Origin of the sequence: Duganella sp. OV510 (assembly GCF_900100205.1) — a bacterium.
In the GTDB taxonomy this organism is placed as follows: Bacteria; Pseudomonadota; Gammaproteobacteria; order Burkholderiales; family Burkholderiaceae_D; genus Rugamonas.
In genome coordinates this window covers 384,223-399,016 of record NZ_FNEQ01000006.1, presented here as the reverse complement: position 1 = coordinate 399,016, position 14,794 = coordinate 384,223, and the positions used below count along the sequence as shown (strand labels likewise).

Here is a 14,794-nt window from a genome sequence, read left to right as displayed (position 1 = left end):
GTGCTCCTAGTTGGCGGCGATTGCAGGACCGCCCGCCGCCATATTGGTGGCGATAATGCGGGTGACTAATGCTGCCGCCTCCTTGCCCTCCTGGGCGAAGACGTCGGTTTCATAGGCATGTGCAGCGTTTCCGCCGGCGGCGAACCGCACCCCATCGCGCTGGCTGGTGTCGACGCTCACGCGCATTGACAAGCCCAGCTGCAAGGGATTGGCGGCGACCTGACGCGGATCGAGAGCGATCCGCACCGGCAGACGTTGCACCACCTTGATCCAGTTGCCGGTCGCATTTTGCGCTGGCATTAGCGAGAAGGCGCTGCCGGTGCCGGCCTCCTGGCCGATAACTCTCCCCTGGTATTTGACTTCGCGGCCATAGGCGTCGGCAGTGAGCACCACCGCCTGTCCGGCGTGAATATGGCGCAGTTGTGACTCTTTGAAGTTGGCCGTCACCCACAGGCTTTCCAGCGGAATAATCGACATCATCGAACTTCCGGCCGCCACCCGCTGGCCCACCTGCACGTTGCGACGCGCCACAATCCCTGCCACCGGCGCAGGCACGACAGCGCGGGCGGCGGCGATGTAGGCATCCTTGACCTGGGCTGCGGCACTCAGCACATCCGGATGCGTCGTCACGGTCGTACCGTCGACATAGGCTTGACTGGCCTCGTATTGCTGCTCCGCCGACTTCAGCGCGGCCGACGCGGTGCGAACCGATTCGCTGGCGTGTTCCAGATCCTCGCCGGACACCGCGCCAGAATGCACCAGTTCACTGCGGCGGTCCATGTCGGCCTGAACCCTTCTCAACTCGGCACGGCGCAGTTCGACATTGGCACGCATCTGCGACGCCACCGCGAATTGGCTGCGGACCTGGCGGACCGTCTTGCCCAACGCGGCCTCGCTACGCTCCAGCGCCAGTTGTGCATCGAGAGGATTCAGCTTGACCAAGGACTGGCCTGCGGTCACGCGGTCGGTATTGTCGGCGCCAATGGCAATCACGGTTCCCGGCACCTGGGAGGTCACCTGAACGATATTGCCTTCAACGTAGGCATCCTCGGTGGTCTCTTCCTGTGCGGTCGCGCGCGACCAATATAAGGCGTATCCACCGCCGGCGATCAGGGCGCCGATCAGGGCGGCGGTCAGCAAGGTGCGGCGACGCTTCTCGCCGGGCGTATGGTCCGGTGCAGCAGCGGCTTGAGCAGGGTGTGCAGTCATTCAAAAATCTCTCTCAAAGTTATTCCAGGTTCAGCCTTGCGGAGCAAAGCCGCCGCCGAGCGCGCGCGCCAGCGCGATGTCAAGCTCGATGGCGCGCATGTCGAGGTCGGACTGCAACCGTTCACTGGCCAGCTTTTGCAGTTCCGCAGACAGCACTTGCAGGTAGTTACCGACACCGCTGCGGTAGCGCTGTGACGCCAGTTGATAGGCGTCATCCGCCGTAGCGACGGCCTCCCGCTGCAAGGAGCGCTGTTCCTCGATCCCACGCAACGACAATAGCTGACTGACCACGTCACGCACGGCGTCAATCACTGTGGCGTTGTATTGTTCTACCGCGTAGTCGTACTCGGCATTGCGCCCGGCCAAGTTGCTCTTCAGCCGGCCGCCATCGAAGATCGGCAGGCTGAGCGCCGGGCCGATGCCGGTGATGCGGCTGGCGGCATCGTTGAAATTCGGGAAGCCAAGACTCTGCATGCCGATGAATGCGGTCAGACTGATGTTGGGATAGAACTGCGCCTTGGCGTTGGTGATTTCCTGCCCGGCCGCTTCCACCCGCCAGCGCTGCGCGACGATGTCGGGACGGCGCCCGATCAGTTCCGCCGGCACATCGCTGGGCAACAAGGTGGTACGCGCTTCGCGCATGTTCGGACGCGCCAGCGCCAACCCGCGATCAGGCCCTTGCCCCGTCAGCGCTCCCAGCTCGGCTCGGCTCAGCGCGATGGCTTCATTGATCTGCGCAATTTGCACCTTGGCGGCGGGCACCAACGATTCGGCCTGCTTCAGATCGACAGCGGAGTCGATCCGAGCGCGCACGCGCTGCTGTGTCAGCTCCAGAATGCGCTGGCGCTGGGCCAGGGTCGCGGCGGCGATATCGAGCTGCTGGTAAGCCTGCTGCAGCCGTACGTAGCTGCGCAGAATATTAGTGATCAGCACCAGGCGCGCTGTATAGGCGTCCACCTCCACGGCATGGGTAATGCCGACCGCCGCTTCAATCGCTGACTGGTTTTTGCCCCAGAAGTCAAATTCATATGAGCCGTTCAGGGTCGCTTCATTCACCCACTTCCACTGTCCCGCGACAGGAGGCGGCGTCGTACCATGTCCGCTGAACAGCTGACGATTGTTCTTATCCGCGAGGCTTAACTGTGGCGCGCTGGCCGCTTCCGCCCTGCCCGCGATGGCTTCCGCCTGACGCACCCGCGCCTGCGCCATTTTCAGAGACGGACTCAGCTTGAGCGCTTCGTCCATCAAGGTATTCAATTGGGCATCGCCGTAGCGGTCCCACCATTTTTCTGTAGGCCAGGCGGCGGCCGACAGCGTCGGCTTGCCAATGCTCGCCTGCGCGGCGAGTTCATTCGCCCCGTGTAGTTTGGCTAACGGACCGAGATCCGGCGCCGCACAGCCGGCCATCAATAACAGCACGCCGAGCGAAACACTGGATTTATATAAAAGTTTCATATTAACCACTCCTTGCTTAGGCAAGTATTTAGTCAAAAAAAATCAAGCGGCCGGGCCGTTGTCCAACAAGCGCTGCAGCAACGATTGCAATAGCAGTGCTTCATCAGGCGAAAAATCTGCTAAAAATTGCGCGTAGACCTTGGCGATCGCCGGCATGATCTGCGGCGATAATTGCTGCCCTTTTTCCGTCAACTTTACCTGCACCTGGCGACGATCAGCACCGTCGCGCACGCGGCGGAGGATGCCCTTTGCCTCCAGGCGATCAAGCAAGCGTGTCATTGCGCCTGCATCGACGCCCACAAAGTCACAGAACTCGCTGATGGTATGGGCGCGGCCACGCATCGCGGCGATTACGACAACGAACTGGGCCGAAGTGAGTTCCAGCGGTGCCAATTCGGTTTCAAGTGCGTTAAAGATGGCGTTACGCACTGAGTTAATCATATGTCCCAAGCCGCCACTTACCAAATAGTCAATTCCGGTTTCGTCTCGCTGCATACCCGCCTCTTAGAATAAGACGAATAATACTTGCCTAGGCAATTGATTGCAAGGGGAGAATTAAAACTGCCCTGCCAGCCACTGCTTGAAATCTTCCACCATAGCCATATTCAACGTGTGGTTGGCCTGATATTCGTGGTATTCCAAAGGCATGTCGAAGCCGGTCAGCACTTGCTTGGCGTGGTGAGCGAAGTGGATACCCAGCTTGTCATCCTGAACGCCATGGCTGATAAACGCACGTATTTTGCTCAGTGCAGCGCCAGGCTTCACCGACGGCAATACCTCCGGCAAAATGCGACCGCTTAAAATGCCAAAGCCGGTCAGTTTTTCAGGGGCAGTAAGGCCGACGCTGGCGCTCATGATGCCGCCCTGACTAAAGCCGGCCATCCACAAATGCGACGGATCGATATCCAGCACTTCCGGCAGGTGATCGACAAAGGTCAGCAACTTCTGGCGCGCCTGATCGGCCTGGACTGGATTGATGGCCGGGCCGTTCTGCGTAAAGTGCACCTGGAACCAGCCAAACTGCATCGGTCCGAATTCCAGCGGTCCGCGCGCCAGTACCACCGTCAGGCGCGGGTCCAGCGATTTAGCCAGCTCGATAAAGCCAACCTCGTTGGCGCCCACGCCATGCAGCAGGATCAGGCACGGTGACTTGCCCTGCGCACCAATGCCCGGGCGCACCCTGTAGGTCAATCCAGAGACCGGCTCCACCAGCGTTTCGTTAAGTTTATCCGTCATGGTCATTCCTTTCAGTTAAAGGCGTAGGCGTCCATCGCCAGTACGCCGTGTTCAATGCTGGTATGGAGCAGTTGCGCCTTGGCGCCGGCACCCGCAGCACCCATCGCGACAAACAGTGGCAGCAGATGCTCTTCCGTGGGGTGATTCTGCACGGCGGATGGTGCGCGGTTGCGGTATTCGAGCAATGCCGCGTGATCGCCTTCCTCCAGACGCTCACGCATCCAGACCTCGAACTCGCTGACCCAGGTCGGTGCGGGCGCGTCGACAGCCTGCCCCCGGAATTCGTACAGGTTGTGGGTCAGCGAGCCGGACCCAATCACCAGTATGCCTTCGTGCCGAAGCTGGGCAAGCGCGCGGCCCAACACTTCGTGCGCGGCCGGACCGGCGCCGCGCACCAGTGATATTTGCATTACCGGGACGTCGGCCTGCGGATACATCAGGCTCAGCGGTACCCAAGTGCCGTGGTCCAGTCCGCGCTGCGCGCTGCGGCTGACGGCAATACCGGCGGCGGCGAACAGCGCTGCCGCCTGCTCCGCGACTTCCGGGGCGCCGGCGGCGTGGTACTGGATATCGAACAACGCTTTGGGAAAGCCGCCGAAATCGTGAATGGTGGCGGGTTGCTCGGCCAGAGAAATCGCTGGTGCATTCATCGCTTCCCAATGCGCGGAGAACACAACAATGGCCCTCGGACGTGGCAAGCTCTCTCCCAGGCGCTGAAGGAAGCGGCGTGCGGGACTGTCCTGCAACGCCAGCATTGGCGAACCGTGAGAAACAAAGATGGTAGGCAGCGGAGACATGGTGCACCTCGATTAATAAGATGCAGCCATGGTAGGCCGGTTTGAATGGTTGATAAATACCTACACAGTGACTAAACTATTTCCATTGAATTGACAATGGATGGCCATGGACCTGTTTTCATCGATGCGAATGTACGTTGCGGTAGTGGATGGTGGCAGCTTTGCGTCTGCCGCCGACAAGTTGGACATTTCCCGCGCCATGGTCTCGAAGCAGATACAGAAGCTTGAGGAACACTTGGGAACGCGCCTGCTGAACCGCACCACGCGGCGCCTGAGCCTGACTGAGACAGGCCGCGAGTTTTACGAACGCAGCACCCAGATCATGACCGATGTGGAGGAAGCGGAACAAGTCGCTGGCCAGATGAATCGCACGCCCCAAGGCGTGCTGCGGGTAACCATACCGCTCTCGTACGGACAGCACCGGCTAGCTACCATCATCGGCGATTACACCCAAGCCTATCCGAAAGTACAACTCGATATTTCACTCAGCGACCGCAAGGTCGATCTGATTGAGGATGGTTTCGATCTGGCGGTGCGTATCGGCGTCATGCCGCAGTCAGACCTGATCGCCCGCAAGATTGGCGGGGTGCGCAGCATTGTCTGCGCCAGTCCCACCTATATAGCGCGGCACGGCGCGCCGCAGGCGCCGACAGAATTGAGCAGCCACGCCTGCCTCGGCTATACGCTGACCGGCAGCGGCGCCGACTGGCGCTTTGAGACCCCCGACGGCCCGCTGGTGGTTCCGATCGCCGGACCGATCCGCGCCGATAACGGCGACATTATTCGGCTGGCCGCACTCAGCGGCGCCGGCATCCTGTTTCAGCCGCACTTCATTGTCGGCGACGATCTGGCCGCAGGCCGCCTGATACAACTGCTGCCGGAATGGCAGTCGGCCGAACTCGGCGTCTACGCCGTCTATCCCAGCCGCAAGCATTTATCGGCCAAAGTGCGGACCTTCGTCGATTTCCTGGCCGCAGCGCTGGACCAATAAGCTTACGCCTTGTGCGTGCCGAAGGCAGCGACGGCAAATTCAATGAAACTGCGCAACTTGGGTGTCATCTGCCGATCCGGCGCATACAGCAGATGCAGTGGACGGTCTGGCGGCCGGTATTTGGGCAGCACGCGCACCAGCCGCCCGGCTTCCAGCTCTGGCTCGATCAGCTCGGCGGGCTGCAACAGCACGCCCATGCCGGCGCGGGCGGCCATCAGCAGCGCCTCGCCGCTGTCGATCATCAAACGGCCGGATACTGGCACGGTGACCAGACCTTCGGGCCCATTGAAACTCCAGTGCGTCCGCAGTTCGGTGTAGGCAAAGCCCAGGCACTCGTGACTGGCCAGGTCAGGCGGTGACTTAATCGGCGGGTGCGCATTCAAATAGGCCGGCGCCGCGCACAGAATCAGACGGTATGGCGCCAGCCGCCGCGCGATGCGGCTGCTGTCAGACAGTTCACCGACGCGGAACACTGCATCGGCCCCCTCCTCCAGCGCGTCGACATAGCGGTTTGCCAGTGAGACCTCAACCTGCACCTCCGGATAGGCGGCCATGTAGTCGGTCAGCCGGGGCATCAGCGCATGGATACCGAAGCTGACTGGGGCGTTGATGCGCAGGCGGCCGCTGGGCCGGGCTTTGCTCTCCGCTGCGAGCCCCTCGGCAGACTCGACTTCCGCCAGGATCACTTTCACCTTTTCATAGTAGTTGGCGCCGATCTCAGTCAAGTGCTGCCGACGCGTCGTGCGGTTCAGCAGGCGTACGCCCAGATGCTGCTCCAACATCTGCACATGCTTGCCCACCAGCTGCGGCGACATGCGGAAAGCGTCTGCAGCGGCCGAGAATGAGCCGAGCTCTACCGCCTTGGCAAACACCGTCATGCTCAATAAACGGTCCATTAGAAACACTCCATTTCAAGTGAGCAATTCTATTCGATATTTATCGCATGGCGTTTACAGTTCACACTGATGTTTTACACATTAGAGTCAGAATATATGCGCCATCTCTTCCGCCTCGCCGCTGGCGGCATCAGCCTGCTGCTGTGCAGTGCCCTTGCCAGCGCCGCCCCAGCCATCACCGTATTGAGCAAGGATTTCACTTTCCCAAACAAAATCGAAGGCTTGCCCGCCAAGCTGTCCGACTTCAAGGATTTGCAGATCAACCACTTCACCACCAGTGACGGCGTTAAGCTGGCCTACTGGGAAGCCGGCAAAGGCAAGCCGCTGGTCTTCATTCCGGGCTGGTCGGCCAACGGCGCCGAGTACCTCAACGTCATGTACCTGTTGAGCAAGCAGTATCACGTGGTGGTGCTGGACCCGCGCAACCAGGGCCTGTCGCAGCACGTCGATTATGGTTCGCGCATCTCGCGCTTCGCTGCAGATTTGAAGGAGCTGAATGAGCACCTCGGGCTCAAAAAGGCCGACTACTGCGGCTGGTCCATGGGCGCGTCGGTGCTATGGAGTTACATCGACCTGTACGGCACCAAGAGCATCAACAAAGTGGTCTTCATCGACGAACCGCCATCGATCTACAGCCACGCTGATTGGACCGAAAAGGAGCGCCAGGACGCCGGCGCCATCACCAGCGACGCCGAGCGCATGATTGACTCCTTCACCTCGGGCAAGGCGCCGAACAAGATGATCGTCGACAGTCAGGCATTCCAGCGCTTCACGCTGATGGACTCGCCCTACTTCCAGAACTCGGAGAGCTTCGCCCAAGCCGCCGTCAAGAACAACATCGATGACCTCAAGCGCGTGATGTTCGATCACGTCACGAACGACTGGCGCGACGTCATCAGCAAGCGCGTAGACGTGCCGACCGCGATCTTTACCGGCGTCTACAGTGATTCGCTGAGCGGCCAGCGCTGGATCCACTCAGTCATTCCGAGCAGCGAACTGCACGTGTACAGCGCCGAGGAACAAGGCGACCACTTCCTGGCCTTCAAGAACCCGTTCAAATTCACGGCCGACCTCGATAACTTCCTGAAAAAGCCCTGACTGTAGAAAAAAAGTTGACGGTCTGCGGACCGCCAGCCTGTTTATCCGCAACGCCGCACCGCTTAAGCTGACAGCCTTCCAACGATACACACGATTGCAACCTATGACCATCGCAGAATTAATCAAAGCCCGTACCTCCGCCAGCAGCTACGACTCGTCGCACCAGATGTCGGAAGCGGAAATCGCTGAACTGGTGGACCTCGCCACGCAGGCGCCGTCCGCATTCAATTTGCAAAACTGGAAATTCATCGCCGTGCGCAGCACCGAGGCCAAGGCGCGCTTGCTGCCACTGGCGTTCGGCCAGCCCAAAGTCGTCGAGGCGGCAGTGACCTTCATCATCTGCGGCACGCTGGAGCCGCACCTGACGGTATCGGCCGCGCTGCAGCCAACGCTCGACGCCGGCATCATCGACGAAGCCATCTTCAACGGCTGGGTTGGCGCAGTTCAGAATATGTACGGCGCCAACCAGACCTTCCAGCGTGACGAAGCGATCCGCTCCGGCGCGTTGGCAGCGATGACCCTGATGCTGGCAGCACAAGGCAAGGGCCTGGTCAGCTGCCCGATGATCGGCTTCGATCAGGCCGGCGTCGCCGCAGCCTTTGGCCTGGCACCCACCGAGGTGCCGGTGATGCTGGTCACCGTCGGCCAGCCAGGCCCATCCAACTGGCCGAAGAAACCACGCAAGCAGATCAACGACGTGTTGGCTTTCGCCTAAATTGAAATGAAGGCGAGCGCACGCAACTTAAGGCGATATTTTTTGATGATGACCTTGTCAGCTACTGGAGTTCTTATGGCGAACGCACAGAATGTGCATCAGGTTGGCAATCAGGATATCGCCAGCTTTCAAGTAAGGGGCGTGCAACTGCAGCAAAGCCAATACCTGGGTCGGCAGGCATTCAAGATGTCCATGCCGGCGACGTCGTACCAGGATGCGAATACAGAGGTCCTCACGGATCGCGCGATGCTGGCGTGGCTGCCGGTGGATTTCACCGACGGTACGATCGAACTGGACGTGGCGAGCACGCTGGCAGCCGACGCGCCAGCGTACGCCCGAGGCTTCATCGGCGTCGCCTTCCGTATCGGCGACAACCTGAGTTTTGAAGGACTGTATTTGCGCCCGGCCAACAGCCAGGTTGACGATCAGATTCGCCGCAATCACTCGGCCCAGTATTTCTCCTATCCGGATTTCGACTTCGCACGACTGCGGCGCGAGTCGCCTGAGAAATACGAATCCTATGTCGACGTCGCGCTCGATCAATGGACACATCTCAGCATTGAAGTGCGCGGCGACGCGGCGCGCCTCTACGTCAACGACGCAGCGCGGCCGACGCTGATCGTCACGGACTTGAAGCATGGCGCAGCGCAGCGTGGAGGCATCGGCTTCTGGATTGAATCCGGAACGGTCGGCTATTTCACGAATTTAAACTGGACCCCATTGAAGCTTAACCCCAATCATTAAATCAAGAAATTTAACGAGGACCACAACATGAACCACACCCTACGCGGCCTGACCCTTGCCACCACGATCTGTTTGTTGGCCAGCGCTAGCGCCTGGTCGGCCGAGTCGCTTCCCCTGCCACCGATGAAGCCACAAGCCACGCCAGAAAAGGTATTGGCCGAGCATCTGGACGCAGTTGACAAAAGCGACTGGAACCGCCTGGTGGCACAATTCCCCGAAAATGGCGAAGTCCACATGCTGAACGGCCAGGTCAGCAAAGGCCGTGAAGCGATCGGCAAGTTGTTTATCGGCTTCGTCACGCCGCGTCCAAACGGTTTGAAGGGCATTCGCTTCATTCCACAAAGCACCGCCAAATTCGGCGACACGCTGGTGGTGTACTGGAAGGCCGAAGCGCCCTTCCTGGCGGAGCCTTACTACGGTTCAGATGCTTACATCACCCATGACGGCATGATGGCCGGCATGGTAACCACCTTCGACGGCTCCAAGCTCAAGTTCAAGCAGTAAGCCAAGGCCATGACCTCCCGCTTGACGCCCGCCCATATCGCGATCCAGATCGCTGCCTGCCTGGGCTTTCTCGTGGTGCAACTCGACGTTAGCGTCGTGAACGTCGCACTCGGTCCGCTTAAAGCCGCCTTCGCTACCGACCTGACAGGTCTGCAATGGGTCATCAACAGCTATGCGCTGATATTTTCTGCATTGCTTATTCTGGGCGGTGTGCTGGGCGACAAATTTGGCGCACGGGCGGTTTTCGTTTTCGGCTTCGTGACGTTCACGCTAGCGTCGATCGGCTGTGGCCTTGCGCATAGCTTGACCGAGTTAATCACCATGCGCCTGCTTCAGGGCATTGGAGCGGCTCTGCTCCTGCCGACGTCGCTGACGATCATACGCATTTCATTCACAGATCCCATCCAGCGCGCGTCCGCCGTGGCCATTTGGGGCGCGTGCGGCGGTTTGGCGCTCGCAGCCGGGCCGGTTCTTGGCGGCTTGATGATCCAACATCTTGGCTGGAGCAGTATATTCTTGCTGAACGTACCAATCGGCGCGTCAGCGATTGCCCTGATCATGCGTTACGGTTCCCCCTCGCCGAAGGTAGCGCGGAAGTTGGACATTCAAGGTCAGAGCGTCTCAGCAATATGCCTGGCCGCGCTAACTTACGCCCTCACGGAATCCAGCAACGAAGGGTGGACTGCAGCGCCTGTGACTGCGCTTGTTCTCGCGCTTTTACTTGCGCCCCTCTTTGTACAAATCGAGAAAACGGCTGCCAGCCCTATGCTGCCCCGCAGGCTGGCGACGAACCGGGTTCTGGCCTCGGCTTCGTTGTGCGGGGCCGTCATCAATATGACTTTTTACGGCACCGTGTTTGCCCTGAGCATCTACTATCAGACCATTTTGCACTACAGCCCACTACAAACCGGAGTCGCGTTCATTCCACTCACCGCCGTCTTGACTGCTTCATCTGTAGTGTCATCGCGGGTTGCACGCACTGTTAGCGCAAACCGCATCATCACGTTCGGCTTTCTGTTGCAAGCTGCAGGTTTTCTCGCTCTTTCTCGGTTAAGCGCAACAACGCCGATTGGTTGGCTCAATGCAGCGTTGGTATTGGTTGGTATTGGCAGCGCAGTGTCCGTTCCCTCCATCACTAACTCAATGCTGTCGGCAGTGAGCAAAAATGACGCTGGTGTAGCCTCCGGTTTGATGGCGACGGCCCGGCAGATGGGGGGCGTAGTTGGCGTGGCGTTATTTGGCACCTTGATCTCTTCACCAGACAGCGCCAACTTTATGCGCGGGATGTCGCACGCAATGCTGGCGGCCTGCTGTGCCCTGCTAGCTACACTACTTGTCCTTCGCAAAATACCGTTGGCAAGCCAAGCGGACACGTTGCACCCGTGAACGGTGCGATTGCACAAAGCGTTTAACATTGGTCGTGATTATTCGCTCACTCGTTGAATTTTGAATGCGTTCGTCGCATGAAAGGCAAGCATGAAAAACCAGCTGGATAAAATGGAGTCTGATGCGGGCGATCCGCAAACTCCGCCCACGTTGCCCTTCTGGCATATGAAGCCAAACGCCGATGGCCAATCGACTATTGAGCGACAGGAACTGGCGGATTTCATCCGCAAGAGTGTAAGCGGCGATGCAGATCCATTCTGGATGCGTGAGTTTCAGGGCAATGTAAAGGCAGTTTGGTTCAACATCATGCCTGTTGGCTGGGTCGGAGAATGGCATCCGAGCCCAGCTTTGCAATGGGTAATCGTGTTGACTGGTAGATGGTTCATCGAAACCCAGGATGGGCAACGGATTGAGATGGGCCCGGGCGACATACATTGGGGTGAAGACGTGAGCGACTCCGGCGCGACAACGCAGATCAACCACCGTTCCGGACAGATAGGGGCACATCCCTGCGTCCAAATCATGGTGCAGTTCAGCAGTACCTGTGAGCAGGTACTTTAACGCATGGTGACCACAGTAGCCGGCTCCAAGATGAAGATCGGAATTTAGCCGGAGAGCACACTGCAAGCTGCTAATCATGCCAGACTGGATCCTGAAACGACTCCACTAGAAAATCGATCAGATAGCGCAACTTCAAAGGCAGTTGCCGGCGCGAGGCATAGACCGCGTAGATGCCCAACTCTACCGCCTCGTAATCCGGCAGCAGCCGCACCAGGGCGCCCGCGCGCAACGCCTCATATAGAAGGAAATCCGGCTGCATCACGATGCCATGGTGTTTCAATGCGGCTGCCACGCAGGTGTCGCCGCTGTTGGCGTGCATCCGGGGCCGCGTCTTGACGGTTTCCACGATGCCATCGCCCCCTTTGAATTCCCACTCGTCGCGCGAGGACCAGTACGTGTAGGACACTACCTCGTGCGCCGCAATATCCTGCGGATGCCTCGGCGTTCCGTGCCCTGCCAGATACTCCGGTGAGGCGCACACCACCATCCGGGTGGTTGCAAGCTTGCGCGCGATAAACACCGGATGCGGCGCGCGCGCGATCCGCACGGCCAGGTCCAATCCCTCCTCCACCAGATCCGCTGTACGGTCCGACAAATTGACGTCGAGCGACACCTTGGGGTGTTGCGCCAAAAAGTCGCCCCACAGCGGCGCCAGCAGGTTGTTTCCGAATGTGACTGGTGCGGTGACGCGCAAATGACCTGCCGCCTCTCCGGTACGCATATTGAGTTCAGACTCGGCCTCCTCCAGCGCGTTAAGCAACTCGGTGCAGCGGACATAGAACATTTTGCCGTCATCAGTCAGGGACAATTTGCGGGTGGTACGGTTCAGCAGCCTGGCGCCCAAGCGTCGCTCCAGATCGGCCAGCAGCCGGGAGACCGCTGCCTTCGAGCTGTTGAGCGCCTCGGCGGCACGGACAAAGCTGCCGTTGTCGACCACCGCGACGAAAACTTTCATTTCCTGGAATCTGTCCATTGGCTCGGAATTCGGAACAAACAATCATTCTAAGCCATATTTATCTCGCTGTGAGATATCGGTAAAGTCTACTCATCGGCTACCGCCTGGTGGCCAACTTAAAGGAGCAACAGATGAATATCACGATTATTGGCGCCGGCAACATGGGCCGTGGCCTGGTACAACAACTGGCCAAAGCCGGCCACCAGATCACCATCACCGCCCGCGACCTGGACAAGGCAACCCAACTGGCCGCCGAGTTCGCCGGTGTCAAAGCCGCGCCTGCAGCCAGCGCGCTTGGCGAGTCGTCCGTGGTGATCGTTGCCACCGGCTTTGCCGATGCGGTACCTGCGCTGAAAGCCTTGGGCAACCTGGATGGCCGCGTGGTCATCGACATTACCAATCCGCTGACTGCTGACTACATGGGCCTGACCATCGGCCACAGCACTTCGGCAGCGGAGCAAATCGCCGCCGCGATTCCGGGTGCGCAAGTGGTCAAAGCGTTCAATACCGTATTCGCCCAGGTACTGGCAGGCGGCCCGGAACTGAATGGCCAAAAGATTCCGGTCTACTTCGCCGCTGATACCGAGCAAGGCCGTGAAACCGTGCGCAGCCTGATCGACAGCATCGGCTTCGCACCGGTCGATGCGGGCCCACTTAAAAATGCGCGCTACCTTGAACCGCTCGGCGGCCTGAACATCTACTTCGGCTACGGCGCAGGTCTCGGCACCAGCATCGCCCCAAGCTGGATCGGCATTCAATAAGCAAAGCGGTGGGCGGCTTGCCGCCTGCCCCATATCATCCCAACCTGGAGAAAACCATGAAACGTACCTTTCTGATCGCTGCCCTGATGAGCCTCGGCGTCTCGCTGAGCGCCGGCGCCGCCGAAGCCACTTACCAACTCGATCCTAGCCACACCTACCCGAGCTTTGAAACCGACCACTTCGGTGGCGTATCGGTATGGCGCGGCAAGTTCAACAAGAGCAGCGGCAGCTTCACGCTGGACACCACCGCTAAAAAAGGCACGCTGGACGTGACCATCGACCTGAACTCGGTCGACATCGGCAACGGCGTGCTGGATGCTGAACTGAAGGGCGACAAGTTCTTCGATACCGCCAAGTTCCCGACCGCCAGCTACAAGGGCACCTCGTTTAAATTCAAAGGCAACGTTCCAGTCGAGGTGATCGGCGAACTGACGCTGCATGGCGTAACCAAGCCGCTCAACCTCAAAGTGCTGTCGTACAAATGCTTTGAGAATCCAATGATGAAGAAGGAAGTCTGCGGCACCGACTCGATCGCCACGTTTAGCCGTGAAGATTTCGGTATCGACTACGGCAAGGGTTACGGCTTCAAGATGCCAGTTACGCTGCGCATTCAGGCAGAAGGCATCAAGCAATAAGCAATAAGCTTGACCCGCCCAGCCTCGGCTGGGCGTCTCCAACACAGAACAACTCCGCAATGACACTCCCCACCCCCTCTATTGTCGCCTTAGCCCACCGTCTGGAGCAGGCGGAACTTAACGCCGCACCGATCAGCATGCTCACCGAAGAACATCCCGAAATGGATCTGGCAGATGCCTATTCCATTCAGGACGCCATTCGCGACGCCAAGGCCGCGCGCGGTGCAAATATCCAGGGATTGAAAATGGGACTGACCTCAGCCGCCAAGATCCGGCAGATGGGCGTATCAGAACCGATCTATGGTTTTCTCAATGCCGATCACGCGCTCCACAGCGGCGCCGAGATCAGCACAGCACAACTGATACACCCCAAGGTCGAAGCGGAGCTCGGTTTCGTTCTCAAGCATCCCTTACACGGGCCGGATTGCCAGATCGAGGATGTACTGGCAGCCACCGCATATATCGTCGCAACAGTGGAAGTGATCGATTCCCGCTATCAGGATTTTCGCTTCGACGCCAGGAGCGTCATCGCCGACAATACCTCGGCAGCGCGCTATGTGGTCGGCGAGCGCCACCTCGACGTCACCAGCTTGGATCTGCCACAGCTTAAAATTTCGCTACGCAAGAACGGCATTGTCGCAGCAGTCGGTTCAGGCGCCGATGTACTCGGTCATCCCGCCGCCAGTGTGGCGATGTTGGCTAATATGCTGGGCTCGCGCGGTAGGTATATCCCCGCAGAGGTGCTGATCATGACGGGGGGTGCCACCGAGGCGGTGCCGGTGCATGCAGGCGATTGTATAACCGTAGACTACGACGGGCTCGGCAGCATATCCATGCAGTTCACTTGAGAA

At 59.2% G+C, this 14,794-nt stretch carries 17 protein-coding genes; 10 read left to right on the top strand and 7 right to left on the bottom strand.

Annotation, left to right across the window (positions count from 1 at the left end):
- Window positions 1-6: 6 nt before the first annotated feature.
- Genes BLS51_RS18275 through BLS51_RS18255 form a run of 5 tightly spaced genes read right to left on the bottom strand, consistent with a single transcriptional unit; the run spans window position 7 to window position 4,697 of the window.
- Window positions 7-1,209: an HlyD/EmrA/EmrK family protein gene (locus tag BLS51_RS18275; RefSeq protein WP_090185831.1), complete on the bottom strand. Its 1,203-nt coding sequence runs from the start codon at window positions 1,207-1,209 to the stop codon at window positions 7-9.
- A 30-nt stretch (window positions 1,210-1,239) separates the two neighbouring features.
- Complete coding sequence (locus BLS51_RS18270; RefSeq protein WP_090185828.1) at window positions 1,240-2,664, bottom strand: efflux transporter outer membrane subunit; 1,425 nt, start codon at window positions 2,662-2,664, stop codon at window positions 1,240-1,242.
- 42 nt (window positions 2,665-2,706) lie between these two features.
- Window positions 2,707-3,159 carry a MarR family winged helix-turn-helix transcriptional regulator gene (locus BLS51_RS18265; RefSeq protein WP_090185823.1) on the bottom strand — a complete coding sequence of 151 codons (453 nt, stop codon included), beginning with the start codon at window positions 3,157-3,159 and terminating at the stop codon, window positions 2,707-2,709.
- Window positions 3,160-3,219: 60 nt separating this feature from the next.
- The gene (locus tag BLS51_RS18260) at window positions 3,220-3,900 is read right to left on the bottom strand and encodes an alpha/beta hydrolase (RefSeq protein WP_175472616.1); all 681 of its coding nucleotides are present in this window, start codon (window positions 3,898-3,900) and stop codon (window positions 3,220-3,222) included.
- Between the two features lie 11 nt (window positions 3,901-3,911).
- Window positions 3,912-4,697 (bottom strand): dioxygenase family protein, encoded by a 786-nt coding sequence (locus tag BLS51_RS18255; protein ID WP_090185814.1) that lies wholly within the window; start codon window positions 4,695-4,697, stop codon window positions 3,912-3,914.
- A 106-nt stretch (window positions 4,698-4,803) separates the two neighbouring features.
- On the opposite strand from BLS51_RS18255, the gene BLS51_RS18250 reads away from it, so the two are divergent.
- Window positions 4,804-5,688 carry a LysR family transcriptional regulator gene (locus BLS51_RS18250; protein WP_229207634.1) on the top strand — a complete coding sequence of 295 codons (885 nt, stop codon included), beginning with the start codon at window positions 4,804-4,806 and terminating at the stop codon, window positions 5,686-5,688.
- 2 nt (window positions 5,689-5,690) lie between these two features.
- Here the strand turns inward: BLS51_RS18250 and BLS51_RS18245 are convergent, their stop codons facing one another.
- Window positions 5,691-6,584 (bottom strand): LysR family transcriptional regulator, encoded by an 894-nt coding sequence (locus tag BLS51_RS18245; protein ID WP_090185811.1) that lies wholly within the window; start codon window positions 6,582-6,584, stop codon window positions 5,691-5,693.
- A gap of 96 nt (window positions 6,585-6,680) precedes the next feature.
- Between BLS51_RS18245 and BLS51_RS18240 the strand changes: the two genes are divergently transcribed.
- From BLS51_RS18240 to BLS51_RS18215, 6 genes are all read left to right on the top strand, one after another.
- A complete protein-coding gene (locus tag BLS51_RS18240) occupies window positions 6,681-7,682 on the top strand; it encodes an alpha/beta fold hydrolase (RefSeq protein WP_090185808.1) in 1,002 nt (333 codons plus the stop codon).
- Between the two features lie 103 nt (window positions 7,683-7,785).
- Window positions 7,786-8,397, top strand: coding sequence for a nitroreductase family protein (locus tag BLS51_RS18235; protein ID WP_090185804.1), 612 nt, complete (start codon window positions 7,786-7,788; stop codon window positions 8,395-8,397).
- 75 nt (window positions 8,398-8,472) lie between these two features.
- Complete coding sequence (locus BLS51_RS18230) at window positions 8,473-9,141, top strand: hypothetical protein (RefSeq protein ID WP_090185800.1); 669 nt, start codon at window positions 8,473-8,475, stop codon at window positions 9,139-9,141.
- A 27-nt stretch (window positions 9,142-9,168) separates the two neighbouring features.
- Entirely contained in the window at window positions 9,169-9,645 is a 477-nt protein-coding gene (locus BLS51_RS18225) for a nuclear transport factor 2 family protein (RefSeq protein ID WP_090185797.1), read from the top strand.
- A 9-nt stretch (window positions 9,646-9,654) separates the two neighbouring features.
- Entirely contained in the window at window positions 9,655-11,031 is a 1,377-nt protein-coding gene (locus tag BLS51_RS18220; protein ID WP_090185794.1) for an MFS transporter, read from the top strand.
- Window positions 11,032-11,121: 90 nt separating this feature from the next.
- Window positions 11,122-11,592 carry a cupin domain-containing protein gene (locus tag BLS51_RS18215; RefSeq protein ID WP_090185790.1) on the top strand — a complete coding sequence of 157 codons (471 nt, stop codon included), beginning with the start codon at window positions 11,122-11,124 and terminating at the stop codon, window positions 11,590-11,592.
- Window positions 11,593-11,662: 70 nt separating this feature from the next.
- Here BLS51_RS18215 and BLS51_RS18210 read toward each other — a convergent pair whose 3' ends face one another.
- The gene (locus BLS51_RS18210; RefSeq protein WP_307188156.1) at window positions 11,663-12,547 is read right to left on the bottom strand and encodes a LysR family transcriptional regulator; all 885 of its coding nucleotides are present in this window, start codon (window positions 12,545-12,547) and stop codon (window positions 11,663-11,665) included.
- A 131-nt stretch (window positions 12,548-12,678) separates the two neighbouring features.
- Between BLS51_RS18210 and BLS51_RS18205 the strand changes: the two genes are divergently transcribed.
- Genes BLS51_RS18205 through dmpH form a run of 3 tightly spaced genes read left to right on the top strand, consistent with a single transcriptional unit; the run spans window position 12,679 to window position 14,791 of the window.
- Complete coding sequence (locus BLS51_RS18205) at window positions 12,679-13,308, top strand: NADPH-dependent F420 reductase (protein ID WP_090185782.1); 630 nt, start codon at window positions 12,679-12,681, stop codon at window positions 13,306-13,308.
- A gap of 56 nt (window positions 13,309-13,364) precedes the next feature.
- A complete protein-coding gene (locus BLS51_RS18200) occupies window positions 13,365-13,943 on the top strand; it encodes a YceI family protein (RefSeq protein ID WP_090185779.1) in 579 nt (192 codons plus the stop codon).
- A 59-nt stretch (window positions 13,944-14,002) separates the two neighbouring features.
- A complete protein-coding gene (gene dmpH, locus BLS51_RS18195; RefSeq protein WP_090185775.1) occupies window positions 14,003-14,791 on the top strand; it encodes a 2-oxo-3-hexenedioate decarboxylase in 789 nt (262 codons plus the stop codon).
- Window positions 14,792-14,794 lie beyond the last annotated feature (3 nt).